Here is a 19,929-nt window from a genome sequence, read left to right on the forward strand (position 1 = left end):
GCCCGGACCGGCGGGGGCACGTACCCTTTTCTGTTGTGCCGAACGCCAACGAAGACAACTCCAGCGCCCTGACCCAGGTGCAGCACCGCGCAGTCAGCGAACTGCTGCGGGTCTCCCCGGTCGCCGACGACCTCGCCCGCCGATTCCAGGATGCCGGATTCAGTCTCGCACTGGTCGGCGGCTCGGTCCGCGACGCACTGCTCGGCAGGCTCGGGAACGACCTGGACTTCACGACCGACGCCCGCCCCGAGGACGTGCTGAAGATCGTCAGGCCGTGGGCCGACTCCGTATGGGAGGTCGGGATCGCTTTCGGCACGGTGGGCGCGCAGAAGCACGGCTACCAGATCGAGGTCACGACGTACAGGTCGGAGGCGTACGACCGGACCTCGCGCAAGCCGGAGGTGTCCTACGGCGACTCCATCGAGGACGACCTCGTGCGACGCGACTTCACGGTCAACGCCATGGCGGTCGCGCTGCCCGAGAAGGAGTTCATCGACCCCCACGGGGGCCTGGAGGACCTGGCCGGGCGGGTCCTGCGCACCCCCGGGACGCCTGAGGAGTCGTTCTCGGACGACCCGCTGCGCATGCTGCGCGCGGCACGGTTCGCCGCACAGCTCGACTTCGAGGTGGCCCCCGAGGTCGTCACCGCCATGACCGAGATGGCCGGCCGGATCGAGATCGTCTCCGCCGAGCGCGTACGTGAGGAGCTGAACAAGCTCCTTCTCTCCGCGCATCCCCGGAAAGGGCTGTCCCTCCTTGTTGATACGGGGCTGGCCCAGCAGGTCCTGCCCGAGCTCCCGGCGCTCCAACTGGAGAGTGACGAGCATCACCGGCACAAGGATGTGTACGAGCACTCCCTGACCGTCCTGGAGCAGGCGATCGACCTGGAGGAGGACGGGCCGGACCTCGTTCTGCGTATCGCCGCCCTCCTGCATGACATCGGCAAGCCGAGGACGCGCCGCTTCGAGAAGGACGGGCGGGTCTCCTTCCACCATCACGAGGTGGTGGGCGCGAAGATGACGAAGAAGCGCATGACGGCGCTCAAGTACTCCAACGAGATGGTCAAGGACGTCTCGAAGCTGGTGGAACTGCATCTGCGCTTCCATGGCTACGGCGACGGTGAGTGGACCGACTCCGCGGTGCGCCGTTACGTACGGGACGCCGGTCCGCTTCTGGAGCGGCTGCACAAGCTGACCCGGTCGGACTGCACCACGCGCAACAAGCGCAAGGCCGCCGCTCTCTCGCGCACCTACGACGGGCTGGAAGAGCGCATTGCCCAGCTGAAGAGCCAGGAGGAGCTGGACGCGATCCGGCCGGACCTGGACGGCAACGAGATCATGCAGATCTTGGGCGTGGGGCCGGGCCCGGTCATCGGCAAGGCGTACGCGTTCCTGCTGGAACTGCGTCTGGAGAACGGCCCACTGGAGCACGACCAAGCGGTCGCGGAACTGAAGAAGTGGTGGGAGGGGCAGAGCTGACGCTCTCGCTTCCGGTCGATGCCTCGGCGCTCATGTTTCACGTGAAACATGAGCGCCGAGGCATACGCCGAGGGCGTTGTTTCACGTGAAACAACGCCCTCGGTCGGTGTGCTGGCTGATGCGGAGGCTCAGTTGGCCGTCTTGAGTGGCGTCAGGCAGAGCACCACGCTGCTCCCGCTCTTACGCCGACCCGAGCTCTCGGTGTAGGCGGAGTACTTCTCCGCGTCACAGAGGTCTGTGTCGGTCGTGTTGTCGTGCACCTCCGCGACCTTGTACTCGGCGGCGGACGAGGAGCAGTCGACGGACTTCATGTCCGGGTCGAAGTTGGTGCCCTTGTTCTCCAGGCAGTCCCCGACCGAAGCGGCCTTGGCGTCGGACTCGAATATCTCACCCAGGCCGAACTTCAGCCCGACGAGCACGGCGAGGCCCACCACGATGATGATGATGTTGCGCGTGGCGAGGAAGGCCTTCTTGCCGCCCGACGGCTGTGCAGGGCCCTGGGGCCCCTGGGGGCCGCCTCCCCACCCCTGCGGCTGCTGCCCCTGGTGCGGAGGGTAGGGCTGCTGGGGCGCGCCCCATCCCTGCTGCGGTTGCTGGGGCTGTTGCTGCGGGGAGCCGTATCCGCCCTGCTGCGGAGGGTAGGGCTGAGCAGGCTGCTGGCCGTATGGACCGTTGCCCGGCTGCGGCGGGTAAGTCATCTGAGTGCCCCCGTGATTAACGTGTCTGGCTTGACGCGGGCACGCTATAGGACATCCTCATCCCGACTCCAATGCGCCAGGTACAGGGCAGCGCTTGCGTAGAGCACAGCCACGCCGATCACGAGCCCGGCCGACCGCCCGTCAGGAGGCAGCATCAATGCGGCCGCTGCCGCGGCGGCGACAAAAGCGACGTTGAACAGCACGTCGTAGAACGAGAAGGCCCTGCCGCGATAGGCGTCGTCCACCGCGGTCTGCACCACGGTGTCGGTGGCGATCTTCGCCCCCTGGGTGACGAGTCCGAGGACGAACGCCGCCACGAGCATCGGCGCCGGGGCGAACCACAGCCCCAGGGCCGGTTCGAGGACTGCGGCGGCCGCCGCGCACACCACCATCCAGCGGAACCGCCCGAGCCGCGCCGCGGCCCACGGGGTCAGAACGGCCGCCGCGAAGAAGCCGGCACCCGACACCACGACCGCCAGGCCGAGCAGGGCCAGACCGTCGTCCTCGCTGTCTGCCCAGGCGTACCGGCAGAGCATCAGGACCATGACGGTCAGTGCCCCGTAACAGAAGCGGATCACCGTCATCGCGGTCAGCGCGCGGGAGGCGCTCCTGTGCTCCGTCAAGTGCCGCAGTCCGTCGAGGAGTCCGCCGGCGGCGGCGGCGAGCGCCGCCCGTAGCGGTACTCGGCCGGCTCCGCGGTCCGGCCCGAGCAACCCCGACGCCAGACTCAGCGCCGCCAGTGCCGATGCGAGGTAGAGCGCGGCGCCCAGCAACACCACGACGGCGTCGGAGTCCGCCAGCAGCAGCCGCACCACGAAGGCGAGCCCGCCACCCGCCGTCGCGGCGAGGGTTCCCGCGGTCGGCGAAAGCGAGTTGGCGAGCACCAGGCGCTCCCGGTCGACCACGCGCGGCAGCACGGCGGAGAGGCCGGCGAGGACGAAGCGGTTGACGGCGGTGACGCAGAGCGCGGAGGTGTAGAAGAGCCAGACGGGAGCCGCCCCGATGATGAGGAGCGCGGTGCAGCAGGCGAGCGCGGAGCGCAGCAGGTTGCCGTAGAGGAAGACCTGGCGGCGGGGCCAGCGGTCCAGCAGCACACCCGCGAAGGGGCCGATGAGCGAGTAGGGGAGCAGGAGGACGGCCATCGCGGAGGCGATGGCGCCTGCGGACGTCTGCTTCTCCGGAGCGAAGACCACGTGCGTGGCCAGAGCCACCTGATAGACGCCGTCGGCCGACTGGGACAGGATCCGCACGGCCAGCAGGCGGCGGAAGTTCCGAAGGCGCAGGAGTACGCGCAGGTCAAGCACGACGGACATGGGAGCAAGGGTCACACACGCAGAGGGTCCCCGGGCGCATTGCCCGGGGACCCTCAATGGCGCGGCAGCCGAGAAGCGTGGCCGCTGCTTACCTGCCCGACCGACTCACGTGAGTCAGTTGGAGACCTCACCGCGGATGAACTTCTCGACGTTCTCGCGGGCCTCGTCGTCGAAGTACTGAACCGGCGGGGACTTCATGAAGTAGGAGGAAGCCGAGAGGATCGGGCCGCCGATGCCGCGGTCCTTGGCGATCTTCGCGGCGCGGACGGCGTCGATGATGACACCGGCCGAGTTCGGGGAGTCCCAGACCTCGAGCTTGTACTCCAGGTTCAGCGGGACGTCACCGAAGGCGCGGCCCTCGAGGCGCACGTACGCCCACTTGCGGTCGTCCAGCCAGGCCACGTAGTCCGACGGGCCGATGTGGACGTTGTCCGCGCCGAGCTCGCGGTCACGGATCTGCGAGGTGACGGCCTGCGTCTTGGAGATCTTCTTGGACTCCAGGCGCTCACGCTCGAGCATGTTCTTGAAGTCCATGTTGCCGCCGACGTTCAGCTGCATCGTGCGGTCCAGGATGACGCCCCGGTCCTCGAAGAGCTTCGCCATCACGCGGTGCGTGATGGTGGCGCCGACCTGCGACTTGATGTCGTCGCCGACGATCGGGACACCGGCCTCGGTGAACTTGTCCGCCCACTCCTTGGTGCCGGCGATGAAGACCGGGAGGGCGTTGACGAACGCGACCTTGGCGTCGATGGCGCACTGCGCGTAGAACTTCGCGGCGACCTCGGAGCCCACCGGGAGGTAGCAGACGAGGACGTCGACCTTGCGGTCCTTGAGGATCTGGACGATGTCGACCGGGGCCTCGGCCGACTCCTCGATGGTCTCGCGGTAGTACTTGCCCAGGCCGTCGTGCGTGTGGCCGCGCTGGACGGTGACGCCGGCGTTTGGCACGTCGCAGAGCTTGATGGTGTTGTTCTCGCTCGCGCCGATGGCGTCCGAGAGGTCCAGGCCGACCTTCTTCGCGTCGACGTCGAAGGCGGCGACGAACTCGACGTCCCGCACGTGGTATTCGCCGAACTGGACGTGCATCAGACCGGGCACCTTGCCGGCCGGATCGGCGTCCTTGTAGTACTCGACGCCCTGGACCAGCGAGGCGGCGCAGTTGCCCACGCCGACGATGGCTACGCGAACCGAACCCATTCCGGTTGCTCCCTGTGTGTAATGGATGTTTCTGATGAGTCCGCCGCGGATCTGCGGTGAACTCACTTGGCGGTGTCGCCGGACGGATCCGGCGGGTTGTCTCCCCGCCGGGGCAGGCCGCCAGGCTCTCCTGCGGTCTTCTGCTGAGCTGAGCCCTCGGGCGAGGATCGTCGCTGATCCCGTCCCGACCGCTCGCTCTCGATGAGCTCGTTCAGCCAGCGCACTTCGCGCTCCACGGACTCCATGCCGTGTCGCTGCAGCTCAAGTGTGTAGTCGTCGAGGCGCTCGCGGGTGCGGGCCAGAGAGGCGCTCATCTTCTCCAGGCGCTCCTCCAGCCGGCTGCGACGGCCTTCCAGCACCCGCATGCGCACCTCGTGCTCCGTCTGCCCGAAGAAGGCGAAGCGAGCCGCGAAGTGCTCGTCCTCCCAGGAGTCGGGGCCGGTGTGCGAGAGCAGCTCCTCGAAGCGCTCCTTACCTTCGGCCGTCAACCGGTAGACGATCTTGGCGCGACGCCCCGCCAGGGACGAGGCAGGAGCGACGGGTCGGCCGGAGCCGGGCACCGTCTCTGCCGGAGCAGTCCCCGGTTCCTCGATCAACCAGCCGTTGGCGACCAGCGTCTTGAGGCAGGGGTAGAGGGTTCCGTAACTGAAGGCGCGAAAGATGCCCAACGAGGTGTTGAGGCGTTTGCGCAGCTCATAGCCGTGCATCGGGGATTCGCGGAGCAGTCCGAGGACGGCGAACTCGAGGATGCCGGAACGTCTGCTCAACCTCGCCCCTCCTTCTCCGAGTGCCCTCGCGGTCCCTTGTACCGAGTCGATGTACCGAGCTGATGTATCGAGTCGATACATCAGCACGATAGATCGGACCGACCGCTCCGACAAGGGGAGCCTCAGTGAGCGGCGTCACATCGCCAATTCGTAGGAACCGACTTGCGTTATTTGAGGTGAAGTTCGGTCCCGGGAGGGTTTTGACCGTGCGTAGTCTGTGCGGCATGCAGACCACCGGGAACCGCGAGACGCGCGCGTGCGTGTGTGCTCGCGGACCAGCCGGATGCACTGCGGACGGGCCTGTCGCCGGGCTGGTCCGTCATTCGGGGGACCGGATCTCACCTGCCGCTTCCAGGCGCTCTCGCCTGCCCGAGGAGTAGTCGTTCGATGAGCGAGCACCGTCGCAAAACGTCGCAACCGCAAGGTGGCGGACGTGCCGCGGCCCGACGAGCCGCCCAGCAGTCCTCCGGACGCCGCACGGCACCGTCACGCGGAGTAACTTCAGTCTCACCTTCCGACGCGCAGAGCGAGGAAGCCCCCTACGAGGGCCGCGCCGCCGCGAGACGGGCGGCCCAGCGAGGCGGTGGGGGCCGGGGGGATTCCGGCGGCGGCGGTGGCCGGCGCCGCGGTGACGGGGACGGCGGGCCGGAAGGCCGCGGTGGGCGGCGCCCGGCCAAGAAGCGCTTCATCGACTACCCGCGGGCCGGCCGACAGGGCCTGCGCCGCTGGATTCCGTCGTGGAAGCTGGTCTCCAGCCTGTGCATCGGCTTCCTCGGCCTGCTGATGGGCCTTGCCGGTCTCGCGTACGCGATGGTCGCCAAGCCGGACATCAAGGAAGCCGCGAAGGCGGAGAACAACGTCTACTTCTGGAAGGACGGCAGCCAGATGGTGGCCACCGGCGGTGAGGTCAACCGTCAGGTCATCGACTACGCGCAGATCCCCGAGGCGATGCGCAACGCCGTCATCTCCGCGGAGAACAAGTCCTTCAACAGCGACCACGGGATCGACCCCATGGGTATCGCCCGCGCCGTGTTCAACATGGCCAAGGGCGGGGAGACCCAGGGCGGATCGACGATCACCCAGCAGTACGTCAAGAACTCGCGGCTGTCGCAGGAGCAGACCCTGACCCGCAAGTTCGAGGAACTCTTCATCACGCTGAAGGTCGGCAGCGAGATGAAGAAGTCGGAGGTCATGGCCGGGTACCTGAACGTCTCGTACTACGGACGCGGTGCCTCCGGCCTTCAGGCCGCGGCCCGTACGTACTACGGCAAGGACGCCAAGGACCTGGACCCGAGCCAGTGCGCCTTCCTGGCCAGCCTCCTCAAGGGCGCCAGCTACTACGACCCGGCCGGCGCGCCGGAGGTCGATCCGGTGCAGGCGACTCCGGAGAAGAACCTCGCGCGGGCGACGAAGCGCTGGAAGTGGATCCTCGACGAGGAGGTGAAGGACGGCCGCATGACGAAGAAGGAGCGGGACGGGTACACGAAGTTCCCGATGCCCGACAAGCCGAAGCGGAACGCCCAGCTGGGCGGCCAGATCGGCTACCTCGTCAACACCGCCAAGGCCGAGATCTTCGCCAAGACCGACATCACCAAGGACATGCTCGACCAGGGCGGCTACGAGATCCACACGACCTTCGACAAGAAGAAGGTCAATCAGCTCAGCAAGGCCGTCAAGCGCGTCTACGACGAGAACATCGACCCGAAGAAGCGCCCGCTGTACGACACCCACGTCCAGTTCGGCGGCTCGTCGGTCGACCCCAAGACCGGTGCGATCCAGGCCATCTACGGCGGTGAGGACGCGACCAAGCACTTCCAGAGCAATGCCGGCCCCACCGGCGCCGCGGTCGGTTCCACCTTCAAGCCGTTCGTGCTGGCAGCCGCCATGGAGTACGGCAAGCGGGACCCGTCCGGTGGCACGGAGCAGGACGAGTCGCAGCGTACGAAGGTCTCGCCGCTCAGCATCTACAACGGTGCCAACAAGCTGAAGATCAAGAAGTACAACGGCGACACCTGGACCGACGAGAACGGCAAGGAGTGGCTGCAGACCAACGACGACCACGAGTCGTACGGTCCCATCACCCTCCGTGAGGCCATGCAGTGGTCGGCCAACTCCCCCTACGTCCAGCTCGGCATGGACGTCGGTACGGACAAGGTGAAGGCGGCGGCCATCGCGGCCGGCCTGAAGGACGACCGGTACATGGCGGACGCGCACGTTCCGTCCTTCTCCATCGGCACGTCCTCGCCCAGCGCGACGAGCATGGCCGGTGCCTACGCCACCTTCGCCGCCCGGGGCCAGCAGCGTGAGCCCTACTCGGTCACCGAGGTGAAGAAGGGGGGCGGGCCGGTCTACCGGCACAAGGTGGTCACCAAGAGCGCCTTCGACAACGTCATCGCCGACAACGTCACGGACGTGCTCAAGAACGTCGTCGAGAAGGGGACCGGTACGTCCGCCCAGCTCCCCGGCCGTGAGGTCGCGGGCAAGACGGGTACGACCGACGACAACCTGTCGGCGTGGTTCGTCGGCTATACGCCGCAGTTGTCGACGGCGATCAGCATGTACCGGCTGGACGACAACGAGAAGCACAAGAACCGCGAGTTCGAGAAGATGTACGGCACCGGTGGCAAGGAAAAGATCCATGGCGCCTCGTTCCCCGCACAGGTCTGGCACGACTTCATGGCCGAGGCCATGAAGGGCGTGAAGGCCGAGGACTTCCCCGAGGCGGAGCCGATCGGCGAGAAGGTGTACGGCGGCGGCGCGTCCAAGAAGCCCACGCCGACCCCGACGCCCACCCCGACCGAGTCCGAGACCACGTCGCCGACCCCCACCCCGACGCCCACGCCCACCCCTGAGGTCCCGACCCCAGACCCGACCGACACCTGCGGTACGTGGGGCTGGAACTGCCAGGACAACGGCGGTGCGAACACGGGCACGAGCCAGGGCAACGACGGCGGTGCGAACACAGGCACGAGCCAGGGCAACGACGGCGGTGCGAACACCGGCACCGCCACCGGTACGACCGGCGGTGACGACGGTACGGACGGGGGCGCTGCCACCGGCGGTAATACCAACGGCACCAATGGCGGTAATACCAATGGCGGTAATACCAACGGCGACACCACCGGAAGCTGGTTCGGCGGCACGGGCGGGTAGCGCCCGCACAGCGCCCAGCGCCCGGCGAACAGCCCCGCGCGAGGTGATCCGAACGCGAGACGAGGGCCGCGGCACCCCCGGTGCGGCGGCCCTCGTCGTTTCCACAGCGCCGTACGGCAGGATGTGCGGCATGCCAAGCGCAGAGGACACGAGCGTGCACCAGGAACGTTCCGTCGTACGGCCCACGCACCGGGACGAGGTCGCGGCGGCCGGCAGCGAGCTGATCGGCGGGAGGTCGGGGCGCTGGTCGCGGCTCGGCAGCGCCGCTCTTACCCCGGTGGGAGCCATCGCCCTGGTGGCCATCGGCATGTTCGCGCTCGGCATGGTCCAGAAGCTGCCCTGCTACAACTGGGCGTGGTTCAGGGGCGCCGGCTCCCAGTACACCCACGCGTGCTACTCGGACATCCCGCACCTGTACTCCGGACGCGGCTTCGCCGACGGACTGGTGCCGTACTTCGACCGGCTGCCGGGCGACATGCAATTCCTGGAATACCCCGTTCTCACCGGGCTGTTCATGCAGGTCGCGGCCTGGCTGACGCCGGGCGGCTCCGTCCAGGAGCAGGAGCAGGCCTACTGGCTGGTCAACGCGGGCATGCTGATGATCTGTACCTCCGTGATCGCCGTCTGCGTCGCGCGTACGCACCGCCGCCGCCCCTGGGACGGCCTGCTGGTGGCGCTGGCCCCCGCGTTCGCCCTGACCGCCACGATCAACTGGGATCTGCTGGCCGTCGCGCTGACGGCCGCGGCGATGCTCATGTGGTCCCGCAGCCGCCCGCTCGCGTTCGGTGTCCTCATCGGCCTCGCCACGGCCGCCAAGCTCTACCCCGTGTTCCTGCTGGGGCCCGCGTTCGTCCTGTGCTGGCGGGCCGGGAAGTGGCGCGAGCTAGGGGCCGCGGTGCTGGGAGCCGCCGGCTCCTGGCTGGTGGTCAATCTGCCGGTCATGCTCTTCGCGCCCGAGGGGTGGAAGAAGTTCTACACCTTCAGCGAGGAACGCGGCATCGACTTCGGGTCGTTCTGGCTGGTCATCACGCAGCGCACCGGTGAGTCCATCGATGTCGGCACGGTCAACGCCGTCTCGACGGTGACCACCATCGCCCTGTGCGCCGCGATCGGCGTCCTGACCCTGACGGCACCCCGCAGGCCGCGGTTCGCCCAGCTCGCGTTCCTCGTGGTCGCGGTGTTCATCCTCGTCAACAAGGTCTACTCACCGCAGTACGTCCTGTGGCTGATCCCCCTCGCCGCGCTGGCCAGGCCCCGCTGGCGGGACTTCCTGATCTGGCAGACGTGCGAGGTCCTGTACTTCCTGGGGATCTGGATGTACCTCGCGTACACGACGAGCGGGGACAAGCACCAGGGGCTGCCGACGGAGGGCTACCAACTGGCGATCGTGCTGCACCTGCTGGGCACGCTGTACCTGTGCGCCGTCGTCGTACGGGACATCCTGCTGCCGGAACGCGACCCGGTTCGGCGCGACGGTTCGGACGATCCCTCGGGCGGAGTGCTCGACGGTGCCGAGGACGTCTTCGCGCTGTCCCGCCTCGTCGAGGCCGGTACCGCGCGCCGCGAGGCGGCTCCCGCGGGGGCCGGAGCGCGGGTCGAGTGGGGTACGGCCGGCACGCCCGCCGCCGACTGAGCGGGGCGGGCGCGCGGGCTCAGCGTTCGACGATGCGGTCGTACTGGGTGGTCGTGTGGCGCAGGTGGGCCACCAGTTCGTCGCCCACCCGGGGCTCCTCGGCGTCCGAGGGCACGAACAGGATCGACACCTGCATGTGCGGCGGCTCGGCGAACCAGCGCTGCTTGCCCGCCCAGACGAACGGCGACAGGTTGCGGTTCACGGTGGCCAGGCCCGCCCGGGCGACGCCCTTGGCGCGCGGCATCACGCCGTGCAGGGCCTTCGGGGCCTCCAGGCCCACGCCGTGCGAGGTGCCGCCGGCGACGACGACCAGCCAGCCGTCGGACGCGACCTTCTGCTGCCGGTAACCGAACCGGTCGCCCTTCGCGACCCGCGTGACGTCGAGCACCGCGCCCCGGTACTCCGTCGCCTCGTGGTCCCCGAGCCAGAGCCGGGTGCCGATGCGGGCGCGGAACAGGGTCTGCGGGAACTGCTGCTGCAGCCGGGCCAGCTCATCGGCGCGCAGGTGGCTGACGAACATCGTGTGCAGCGGCAGCCGGGCCGCCCGCAGGCGGTCCATCCACGCGATGACCTCCTCGACCGCGTCCGAGCCGTCCGTACGGTCCAGCGGCAGGTGGAGGGCGAAGCCTTCGAGGCGTACGTCCTCGATGGCGGCGTGCAGCAGCCCGAGCTCCTCCTCCTTGACGCCGTGGCGCTTCATCGAGCTCATGCACTCGATGACGACCCGGGCGCCCACCAGGGCGTGTACCCCGTCCACGGACGACACGGACCGGACGACGCGGTCGGGCAGCGGAACCGGCTCCTCCCCGCGCCGGAAGGGCGTGAGGACCAGCAGGTCACCGCTGAACCAGTCCTTGATGCGGGCCGCCTCGTACGTGGTACCGACGGCGAGGATGTCGGAGCCGAAGCGGATCGCCTCGTCGGCCAGCCGCTCGTGGCCGAAGCCGTATCCGTTGCCCTTGCAGACCGGAACGATGCCGGGGAACTGGTCCATAACGGATTTCTGGTGCGCCCGCCAGCGCGCGGTGTCGACGTACAGGGAGAGCGCCATGGCCGGTCCGGGACCCTTCTGGTGGCTGCGGTGAATCGAGGGGAGAAGCGTGTTCAGGCCCCATTGAAACGAATGAAGCCGGTTTCGTCAGCTGTGGGGCGCCGATCAGCGACGCGACATGTAGATGTCGAGCGCCTTGTGCAGGAGCTTGTTGAGCGGGAAGTCCCACTCGCCGAGGTACTCCGCCGCCTGGCCGCCGGTGCCGACCTTGAACTGGATCAGACCGAAGAGGTGGTCGGTCTCGTCCAGTGAGTCCGAGATGCCGCGCAGGTCGTAGACCGTGGCGCCCATGGCGTACGCGTCGCGCAGCATCCGCCACTGCATCGCGTTCGAGGGGCGGACCTCGCGCTTGTGGTTGGCCGAGGCGCCGTACGAGTACCAGACGTGGCCGCCCACGATCAGCATGGTCGCGGCTGCGACGTTCTCCCCCTCGTGACGGGCGAAGTAGAGCCGCATCCGGTTGGGGTCCTCGCTGTTGAGGGCCGTCCACATGCGCTCGAAGTAGCCGAGCGGGCGCGGGCGGAAGTGGTCGCGCTCCGCCGTGATCTCGTACAGCCGCTGCCACTCGGAGAGCTCCGCGTAGCTGCCCTGGACCACCTCGACGCCGGCCTTCTCGGCCTTCTTGATGTTGCGCCGCCAGAGCTGGTTGAAGCCCTTGTGGACGTCCTCCAGCGAGCGGTTCGCCAGCGGCACCTGGAACACGTAGCGGGGCTGTACGTCACCGAATCCGGCGCCGCCGTCCTCGCCCTGCTGCCAGCCCATCTTCCGCAGCCGGTCGGCGACCTCGAAGGCGCGCGGTTCGATGTGGGTGGCCTCGACGTCGCGCAGGCGCTTCACGTCCGGGTCCTGGATGCCGGCCTTGATGGCCGAGGCGTCCCAGCGGCGGATGATCACCGGCGGGCCCATCTTCACGGAGAAGGCACCCTGCTGCTTGAGGTGCGTCAGCATCGGCTGAAGCCAGTCGCTGAGGTTGGGGGCGTACCAGTTGATGACCGGGCCCTCGGGCAGGTACGCCAGGTACCGCTTGATCTTGGGGAGCTGCCGGTAGAGCACCAGGCCGGCGCCGACGAGCTGGCCGGTCTTGTCGAACCAGCCCAGGCTCTCCGAGCGCCACTCGGCCTTCACATCCGCCCATGCCGGGACCTGCATGTGACTGGCCGCGGGCAGACTCTGGATGTAGGCCAGGTGTTGCTCTCGGCTGATGGTCCTCAGGGTCAGGCTCATGCGGGGCGCTCCTCGGCAGGTGTGTCCCCATCGGTCAGGGGCTCCGGCTCTCGCGCCGAAGCCTACTGTGACCGAGGGGCGCCGGGTCCGGCCCGTCAGGACCGGACCCGGCGCCACCGTGCGGGATTGCCCGGCCGTGCACCGTGTGGGCCGGCCTCGGATCTGCCGGTCAGGTGACGACGCCGCCGAAGAGGCCGCCGTGCGCCATGCCGAGGTAGAAGCCGACGGCGGAGGCGCCGATCCCCATGATCAGGCCGAAACGCTCCCAGGTGGTCCTGGAGATGTACTGCCCGTAGAGGCCGGTGAGGATCCCGATCAGCCCGGCCCACGAGCTGATCAGATGCAGGCTGTGGAACATCGCCGTGACGAACGCGAGGATGCCGAGTACCCCCGTCACCACCATCAGCGCTTCCTGCAGCGGATGCGGCCTGCCATCCGTCGCGAAGAGGGAACCGGTGGCCGGGCGGGCATGGGCCACGTGGCTGGGGGCGGGTCGGCTGCCAGCAGTCCGGACTGTCTGTGCCATGGAGTACCTCCTGGCGGAAAGGGCGGTGCGATGTAGCGCCTCTCACACCGCATCTGTCTTGATTGTGCGCCCTGAACACCGGATTTCAACCGGGAGCACCTCTGCGGGTAGTCTGTACGGTCTGCACCGGTGTCTGCCCTGAGCCAGCACTACAGCTCCCCTCGACTCTCGAAGACGGGCGTTGTCAGTGGCGGCTGTTTCACTCGGAGACACTGATGCTTACGCATTCACGACCCTCCTGCCACGGAACGACCGTGGCCGCTGAGTCCAAAGGAGGTGGGTTCCACATGCGTCACTACGAGGTGATGGTCATCCTCGACCCCGATCTCGAGGAGCGCGCAGTCTCCCCGCTGATCGAGAACTTCCTCTCCGTCGTCCGTGAGGGCGAAGGAAAGGTTGAGAAGGTCGACACCTGGGGCCGTCGTCGTCTCGCTTACGAGATCAAGAAGAAGCCCGAGGGCATCTACTCGGTCATCGACCTGCAGGCCGAGCCTGCGGTCGTCAAGGAGCTCGACCGCCAGATGAACCTGAACGAGTCGGTCCTCCGGACCAAGGTCCTCCGTCCCGAGATCCACTGAGCTTCTAGCTCAGTGGTCATCGGGTCCGAGTAGCAGCAAGCAGCCAAGAAATCCCCGCCGAGAGGTTCATCCATGGCAGGCGAGACCGTCATCACGGTCGTCGGCAATCTCGTCGACGACCCCGAGCTGCGCTTCACCCCGTCCGGTGCGGCGGTCGCGAAGTTCCGTGTCGCGTCCACTCCCCGCATCTTCGACCGGCAGACCAATGAGTGGAAGGACGGCGAAGGCCTGTTCCTCACCTGCTCGGTCTGGCGGCAGGCGGCGGAGAACGTCGCCGAGTCGCTCACGCGAGGCATGCGCGTTGTCGTGCAGGGCCGGCTGAAGCAGCGGTCGTACGAAGACCGCGAGGGCGTCAAGCGCACGGTCTACGAGCTGGACGTCGAGGAAGTCGGCCCCAGCCTCAAGAACGCCACGGCCAAGGTCACCAAGACCACCGGTCGCGGTGGCCAGGGCGGCCAGGGTGGATACGGCGGCGGCCAGCAGGGCGGCGGTAACTGGGGCGGCGGTCCCGGTGGTGGCCAGCAGGGTGGTGGCGGCGCTCCCGCCGACGACCCGTGGGCCACGAGCGCGCCGGCCGGCGGCCAGGGCGGGGGCCAGCAAGGCGGAGGCGGTTGGGGCGGAAGCTCCGGCGGCTCCGGCGGCTCCGGCGGCGGCTACTCGGACGAGCCCCCCTTCTAGGGAAGCTCGTACCCCCACTTCTTGATCACACAGGAGAAACACCATGGCGAAGCCGCCTGTGCGCAAGCCTAAGAAGAAGGTCTGCGCGTTCTGCAAGGACAAGACCCAGTACGTGGACTACAAGGACACGAACATGCTGCGGAAGTTCATTTCCGACCGCGGCAAGATCCGTGCCCGCCGCGTCACCGGCAACTGCACGCAGCACCAGCGTGACGTCGCCACGGCAGTCAAGAACAGCCGTGAGATGGCGCTGCTGCCCTACACGTCCACCGCGCGATAAGGGAAGGGTGACCGAATCATGAAGATCATCCTCACCCAGGAAGTCACCGGCCTCGGCGCCGCTGGCGACGTCGTCGACGTCAAGGACGGGTACGCCCGTAACTACCTGGTTCCGCGTGGCTTCGCCATCCGCTGGACCAAGGGCGGCGAGAAGGACGTGGCGCAGATCCGCCGCGCCCGCAAGATCCACGAGATCGCGACGATCGAGCAGGCCAACGAGGTCAAGGCCAAGCTCGAGGCCGTCAAGGTCCGTCTGGCCGTTCGCTCCGGCGACGCCGGCCGGCTCTTCGGCTCCGTCACCCCGGCCGACATCGCCTCGGCGATCAAGGCTGCCGGTGGTCCGGACGTCGACAAGCGTCGCGTCGAGCTCGGTTCGCCGATCAAGACGCTCGGCGGGCACCAGGTGTCCGTTCGTCTGCACCCCGAGGTCGCTGCGAAGCTCGGCGTCGAGGTCGTTGCTGCCTGATCGGGCCGCACCTCAGCAGAACAGTGAAGGGCCGCACCTCCGGGTGCGGCCCTTCGCCGTTTCACGTGAAACATGCTGCCGGGGCGGGCGCTGGTTCTCTTGACCACCCAGGCTGTTTCGGTGGTACGCGGCAGGGTCAGCGGGTTGCCCCGGTGACCAGCCACTTCCCGGAGCGGGTACGGAGCCAGAGCGTCGCCATCCGCACGATCATCATCAGTGCCATCGCGCACCACAGGGCGCTGAGCCCGCCACCCAGAGCCGGGACCAGGAGGGCCGCAGGGGCGAAGACGGCCAGCGTCACGAGCATGGCCCGGGCGAGGTAGGGTCCGTCGCCGGCCCCCATCAGCACGCCGTCCAGGATGAAGACGACGCCGGCGATCGGCTGGGTGGCGGCCACCACCAGCAGGGCCGGCAGGAGAGCGTCCTGGACCGATGCGTCGCTGGTGAACAGGGGCACGAACAGAGGGCGGGCCAGGACGATCAGTACGCCCAGGACCACACCGGACGCGATGCCCCACTCCACCATCCGGCGGCAGGCCTCGCGGGCACCCCGCGTATCGCCTGCTCCCAGGTACCGCCCGATGATGGCCTGCCCGGCGATGGCGATGGCGTCCAGGGCGAAGGCCATCAGGCTCCACAGCGACAGGATGATCTGGTGTGCGGCGATGTCGGTGTCCCCGAGCCGGGCGGCGACGGCCGTGGCGATGAGGAGGACGGCGCGCAGTGACAGCGTGCGGACCAGTAGGGGCACACCTGCCTGTGCGCAGGCCCGGATGCCCGCGGCGTCGGGGCGGAGCGACGCGCCGTGCCGTCGGGCGCCGCGTACGACGACGACGAGGTAGGCGGCGGCCATCGCGAGCTGGGCGATGACCGTGCCCCAGGCCGATCCGGCGATGCCCAGACCGGCGCCGTAGACGAGGCCGGCGTTGAGGGCCGCGTTGGCGGCGAAGCCGCCGATGGCCACGTAGAGCGGGGTGCGGGTGTCCTGGAGACCCCGGAGCACGCCCGTCGCGGCCATGACCACCAGCATCGCGGGGATGCCGAGACTCGAGATCCGGAGGTAGGTGACGGCATGGGGGGCCGCTGTGGGAGAGGCACCGAACACGTCGACGAGCCAGGGGGCCAGGGGGAGTATCAGCGCGATGACGGCGAGGCCGAGCAGAAGCGCCAGCCAGATGCCGTCCATGCCCTGGCGGATCGCGGCAGCCAGATCGCCGGCGCCCACCCGGCGGGCGACCGCCGCGGTGGTGGCGTAGGCGAGGAAGACGAAGATGCTCACCGCGGTCGTCAGCAGGGCGGCCGCGACCGCCAGGCCGGCCAGCTGCGGGGTGCCGAGATGGCCGACGATCGCACTGTCGACCATCACGAACAGCGGCTCGGCCACGAGCGCGCCGAAGGCCGGCACGGCGAGCGCGACGATCTCGCGGTCATGCCGTCGACGACCGGAAGAAGGGGTTCCCGGTGGCTGGATCATGGCAGCCAATCTAATCTTCCACAGGTAAGAGATGCAATCGGCTTGGAGCCCTTACATTTGCTCACCTGTGGGTAACTCCTTTGCGGGGCGCGCCCTGATCCTCGCCCGAGTGCAGAAATTTTTCTCCCCCACAGCCCGTGGATGGGAAAAGGCCAGGTCATGACCGTATTTGCAGCTGGGTTATGAGTTTGTCCACAGTGCTGTCCCCCGGTCCGTGCACAGGTTCCGGGGGGTTCTCCACAGCATCTGGGCCGTCGTCCACAGGGCCTGTGGATAACCAGATTGGCTGACGGTGCCGAGCCGCCTACCGTAGTCCGGCGCCCCCACCCCGTTTCGGCTCTGCGACGACGCAGAACTCGACACACCGGAACCGGAGTCGGGGCTCTTGTTTGTCGGTGCCGTGCCGTAAGAAAGAGAAGCACGGCTAGGTCCGCGGAGCGGACGGGAGGAGGTGGCCGGGTGAGCATTCCCGAACCCCTGGACGACCCCTGGGCGGACACCGGCCCCAGCGACCGGCTGCCCGTCTCCCGCCAGCGCCGGGGTGAGGACCGGGATCGGGGCGAGCGCCACGACCGCGGCCGGGAGAGCCACGACTGGGAAGGCGGCTCCTCGGGCTTCGAGCGGGTGCCGCCCCAGGACCTCGACGCGGAGCAGTCCGTGCTCGGCGGCATGCTCCTCTCCAAGGACGCCATCGCCGACGTCGTGGAGATCATCAAGGGCCACGACTTCTACCGCCCCGCGCACGAGACCGTCTACCAGGCGATCCTCGACCTGTACGCCAAGGGCGAGCCGGCCGACCCGATCACCGTGGCCGCCGAGCTGGTCAAGCGCGGCGAGATCACCAAGGTGGGCGGGGCGCCCTATCTGCACACCCTGGTCCAGTCGGTGCCGACGGCGGCCAACGCCTCGTACTACGCGGAGATCGTCCACGAGCGCGCGGTCCTGAGGCGGCTCGTCGAGGCCGGCACGAAGATCACGCAGATGGGATACGCGGCCGACGGCGATGTCGACGACATCGTCAACTCCGCGCAGGCCGAGATCTACGCCGTCACCGAGCAGCGGACCAGCGAGGACTACCTGCCGCTCGGCGACATCATGGAGGGCGCCCTCGACGAGATCGAGGCGATCGGCTCCCGCAGCGGCGAGATGACGGGTGTGCCCACCGGGTTCACCGACCTCGACGCCCTGACCAACGGGCTGCACCCGGGCCAGATGGTCGTCATCGCGGCACGTCCCGCCATGGGTAAGTCGACCCTCGCGCTGGACTTCGCCCGCGCCTGCTCCATCAAGAGCAACCTCCCCAGCGTGATCTTCTCCCTGGAGATGGGGCGGAACGAGATCGCCATGCGTCTGCTGTCCGCCGAGGCGCGGGTGGCGCTGCACCACATGCGCTCCGGGACCATGACCGACGAGGACTGGACCCGGCTCGCCCGGCGGATGCCGGACGTCTCCGCGGCTCCCCTCTACATCGACGACTCCCCCAACCTCTCCATGATGGAGATCCGGGCGAAGTGCCGTCGCCTCAAGCAGCGCAACGACCTCAAGCTGGTGGTCATCGACTACCTCCAGCTGATGCAGTCCGGTGGCTCCAAGCGCGCCGAGAGCCGTCAGCAGGAAGTCTCCGACATGTCGCGAAACCTCAAGCTGCTCGCCAAGGAGCTGCAGCTGCCGGTCATCGCGCTCTCCCAGCTGAACCGTGGCCCCGAGCAGCGCACCGACAAGAAGCCGATGGTCTCCGACCTCCGTGAATCCGGCTCCATCGAGCAGGACGCCGACATGGTGATCCTGCTGCACCGCGAGGACGCGTACGAGAAGGAGTCGCCGCGTGCCGGCGAGGCGGATCTGATCGTGGCCAAGCACCGAAACGGCCCGACGGCCACGATCACGGTCGCCTTCCAGGGGCACTACTCCCGCTTTGTGGACATGGCACAGACCTGACCGGCTGCGGACCCGGAAATGGAGTCGCCATACGCCCGCGCGGGCGGTAGTTGTTGACGATGACTTCTCCTGCTGAACAGCTGCTTCCCGGAACCCGGCGTGCCCTGCTGCACCGCGTCGCCACGGCTCAGGCCGAAGGGCGCGCACCCTCTCTGGTCGCTGCCGTGCAGCGGCAGGGGCAGAGGGTCTGGGACGGCTCGCGCAGCTGTGTCGACGGCCATGCTCCCGACTCCGACACGCAGTTCAGGATCGGCTCCCTCACCAAGACGTTCACGGCGGTGCTGGTGCTGCGGCTGCGGGACGAGGGGCTGCTCGATCTGTCCGATCCGCTGGAGAAGCATCTGCCCGGCACCGGTGCGGGCGACGTGACCATTCACCAGCTCCTGGGCCACAACGCCGGTCTCGGTGCCGAGACGACCGCGCCGTGGTGGGAGCGGACTCCCGGCAGTATGCGCCCCACCGTCGCGGACGTGCTCGATGAGCAGATCGCCATGCACCCGCCCGGCCACCGCCACCACTATTCCAACCCGGGCTACACGCTGCTCGGTTCGCTGATCGAGGCCGTCCGCGGGGCGTCCTGGGACGAGGTGCTGCGCCGCGAGGTGCTGGAGCCCCTCGGTATGCACCGTACAACTTCCCTCCCGCAGGCTCCGCACGCCGGCGGCTGGGCGGTGCACCCGTGGGCCGACGCCATTCTTCCCGAACCGGCGGAGGACCTGGGGCTGATGGCGCCTGCCGGACAGCTCTGGTCCACCACCGCGGATCTGCTTCGCTTCGCGGCCTTCCTCGCCGAGGGCGACGACCGGTTGCTGTGCGCCGCTTCGGTGGAGGAGATGAAGCGCCCCTCGGCCGCTCCGGAGGCCGGCGACTGGGACAACGGCTACGGCCTGGGGCTGCAGTTGGTCCGGCGGAAGGGACGCATCTTCACCGGACACACGGGCTCGCTCCCCGGCTTCCTGGCCGCCCTGTGGGTCAGTGCCGAGGACGACGTGGCAGCTGTGGTGCTCGTCAACGCGACTTCCGGGGTGGCGATCGGCGAGGTGGCCGCCGACCTCGTGGACATCGTCGCCGAGGCCGAGCCCCGCATCCCGGAGCCGTGGCGCCCGCTGCCGGAGGTCGACGCGGAACTGCTTGCCCTGACCGGTCAGTGGTACTGGGCCACACGCCCCAACGTCCTGCGGCTGACCGCCGACCGAGGTCTTGAGTTGCGGCCGTCGAACGGCCAGGGCCGGGGGGCCCGCTTCACCGCACGTCCCGACGGCACGTGGGTCGGCCTGGACGGCTACTACGCGGGGGAGACGCTGCGGATCGTGCGGAACGCCGATGGCAGTGTGAACCATCTCGATCTCGGGTCCTTCGTCTTCACGCGTGAGCCGTACGACCCGACGGCTGCGGTACCCGGTGGCGTGGACGAGGAGGGTTGGCGCGGGCTGGGGGACTGAGCGCGGTCCGGAAGGCGGTCGCGGGCTGGGGCGT

General features: G+C 68.5%; 17 protein-coding genes. 9 read left to right on the forward strand and 8 right to left on the reverse strand.

Annotated elements, in window-relative coordinates:
* Window positions 1-35: 35 nt before the first annotated feature.
* Window positions 36-1,478: a CCA tRNA nucleotidyltransferase gene (locus tag OG242_RS15815; protein ID WP_405898774.1), complete on the forward strand. Its 1,443-nt coding sequence runs from the start codon at window positions 36-38 to the stop codon at window positions 1,476-1,478.
* Window positions 1,479-1,606: 128 nt separating this feature from the next.
* On the opposite strand, the gene OG242_RS15820 is transcribed toward OG242_RS15815, so the two are convergent.
* The 4 genes from OG242_RS15820 to OG242_RS15835 form a co-directional block, all read right to left on the reverse strand.
* Window positions 1,607-2,176 (reverse strand): hypothetical protein, encoded by a 570-nt coding sequence (locus tag OG242_RS15820; protein WP_405898775.1) that lies wholly within the window; start codon window positions 2,174-2,176, stop codon window positions 1,607-1,609.
* A 44-nt stretch (window positions 2,177-2,220) separates the two neighbouring features.
* Window positions 2,221-3,489 (reverse strand): MFS transporter, encoded by a 1,269-nt coding sequence (locus tag OG242_RS15825; protein ID WP_405898776.1) that lies wholly within the window; start codon window positions 3,487-3,489, stop codon window positions 2,221-2,223.
* 114 nt (window positions 3,490-3,603) lie between these two features.
* Window positions 3,604-4,686: an inositol-3-phosphate synthase gene (locus OG242_RS15830; protein ID WP_405898777.1), complete on the reverse strand. Its 1,083-nt coding sequence runs from the start codon at window positions 4,684-4,686 to the stop codon at window positions 3,604-3,606.
* Window positions 4,687-4,748: 62 nt separating this feature from the next.
* Window positions 4,749-5,453: a helix-turn-helix transcriptional regulator gene (locus OG242_RS15835; RefSeq protein ID WP_405898778.1), complete on the reverse strand. Its 705-nt coding sequence runs from the start codon at window positions 5,451-5,453 to the stop codon at window positions 4,749-4,751.
* A gap of 387 nt (window positions 5,454-5,840) precedes the next feature.
* On the opposite strand from OG242_RS15835, the gene OG242_RS15840 reads away from it, so the two are divergent.
* Together OG242_RS15840 and OG242_RS15845 are read left to right on the forward strand one after the other, a co-directional pair.
* A complete protein-coding gene (locus OG242_RS15840; RefSeq protein WP_405898779.1) occupies window positions 5,841-8,606 on the forward strand; it encodes a transglycosylase domain-containing protein in 2,766 nt (921 codons plus the stop codon).
* Window positions 8,607-8,736: 130 nt separating this feature from the next.
* A complete protein-coding gene (locus OG242_RS15845) occupies window positions 8,737-10,239 on the forward strand; it encodes a glycosyltransferase family 87 protein (protein WP_405898780.1) in 1,503 nt (500 codons plus the stop codon).
* A 19-nt stretch (window positions 10,240-10,258) separates the two neighbouring features.
* Here OG242_RS15845 and OG242_RS15850 read toward each other — a convergent pair whose 3' ends face one another.
* The 3 genes from OG242_RS15850 to OG242_RS15860 all read right to left on the reverse strand — a co-directional run bounded on the left by OG242_RS15850 (window position 10,259) and on the right by OG242_RS15860 (window position 13,040).
* Complete coding sequence (locus OG242_RS15850; protein WP_405898781.1) at window positions 10,259-11,290, reverse strand: alanine racemase; 1,032 nt, start codon at window positions 11,288-11,290, stop codon at window positions 10,259-10,261.
* Between the two features lie 105 nt (window positions 11,291-11,395).
* Entirely contained in the window at window positions 11,396-12,514 is a 1,119-nt protein-coding gene (locus OG242_RS15855) for a lipid II:glycine glycyltransferase FemX (protein ID WP_405898782.1), read from the reverse strand.
* 169 nt (window positions 12,515-12,683) lie between these two features.
* Complete coding sequence (locus tag OG242_RS15860) at window positions 12,684-13,040, reverse strand: hypothetical protein (RefSeq protein WP_402336227.1); 357 nt, start codon at window positions 13,038-13,040, stop codon at window positions 12,684-12,686.
* Between the two features lie 287 nt (window positions 13,041-13,327).
* Here OG242_RS15860 and rpsF point away from each other — a divergent pair, with 287 nt between their 5' ends.
* The 4 genes from rpsF to rplI all read left to right on the forward strand — a co-directional run bounded on the left by rpsF (window position 13,328) and on the right by rplI (window position 15,041).
* Window positions 13,328-13,618 (forward strand): 30S ribosomal protein S6, encoded by a 291-nt coding sequence (gene rpsF / locus OG242_RS15865; protein ID WP_018101872.1) that lies wholly within the window; start codon window positions 13,328-13,330, stop codon window positions 13,616-13,618.
* Window positions 13,619-13,690: 72 nt separating this feature from the next.
* Window positions 13,691-14,296 carry a single-stranded DNA-binding protein gene (locus OG242_RS15870; protein WP_329027263.1) on the forward strand — a complete coding sequence of 202 codons (606 nt, stop codon included), beginning with the start codon at window positions 13,691-13,693 and terminating at the stop codon, window positions 14,294-14,296.
* 43 nt (window positions 14,297-14,339) lie between these two features.
* Window positions 14,340-14,576: a 30S ribosomal protein S18 gene (gene rpsR / locus OG242_RS15875; RefSeq protein ID WP_003967857.1), complete on the forward strand. Its 237-nt coding sequence runs from the start codon at window positions 14,340-14,342 to the stop codon at window positions 14,574-14,576.
* An 18-nt stretch (window positions 14,577-14,594) separates the two neighbouring features.
* Window positions 14,595-15,041 carry a 50S ribosomal protein L9 gene (gene rplI / locus OG242_RS15880; protein WP_018101870.1) on the forward strand — a complete coding sequence of 149 codons (447 nt, stop codon included), beginning with the start codon at window positions 14,595-14,597 and terminating at the stop codon, window positions 15,039-15,041.
* Between the two features lie 136 nt (window positions 15,042-15,177).
* On the opposite strand, the gene OG242_RS15885 is transcribed toward rplI, so the two are convergent.
* A complete protein-coding gene (locus tag OG242_RS15885; protein ID WP_405898783.1) occupies window positions 15,178-16,515 on the reverse strand; it encodes an MATE family efflux transporter in 1,338 nt (445 codons plus the stop codon).
* A gap of 459 nt (window positions 16,516-16,974) precedes the next feature.
* On the opposite strand from OG242_RS15885, the gene dnaB reads away from it, so the two are divergent.
* Together dnaB and OG242_RS15895 are read left to right on the forward strand one after the other, a co-directional pair.
* Window positions 16,975-18,453 (forward strand): replicative DNA helicase, encoded by a 1,479-nt coding sequence (gene dnaB / locus OG242_RS15890; RefSeq protein ID WP_405898784.1) that lies wholly within the window; start codon window positions 16,975-16,977, stop codon window positions 18,451-18,453.
* Window positions 18,454-18,512: 59 nt separating this feature from the next.
* Window positions 18,513-19,895 carry a serine hydrolase domain-containing protein gene (locus OG242_RS15895; protein WP_405898785.1) on the forward strand — a complete coding sequence of 461 codons (1,383 nt, stop codon included), beginning with the start codon at window positions 18,513-18,515 and terminating at the stop codon, window positions 19,893-19,895.
* Window positions 19,896-19,929 lie beyond the last annotated feature (34 nt).

This window comes from Streptomyces sp. NBC_00727 (assembly GCF_045161745.1).
Lineage (GTDB): Bacteria > Actinomycetota > Actinomycetes > Streptomycetales > Streptomycetaceae > Streptomyces.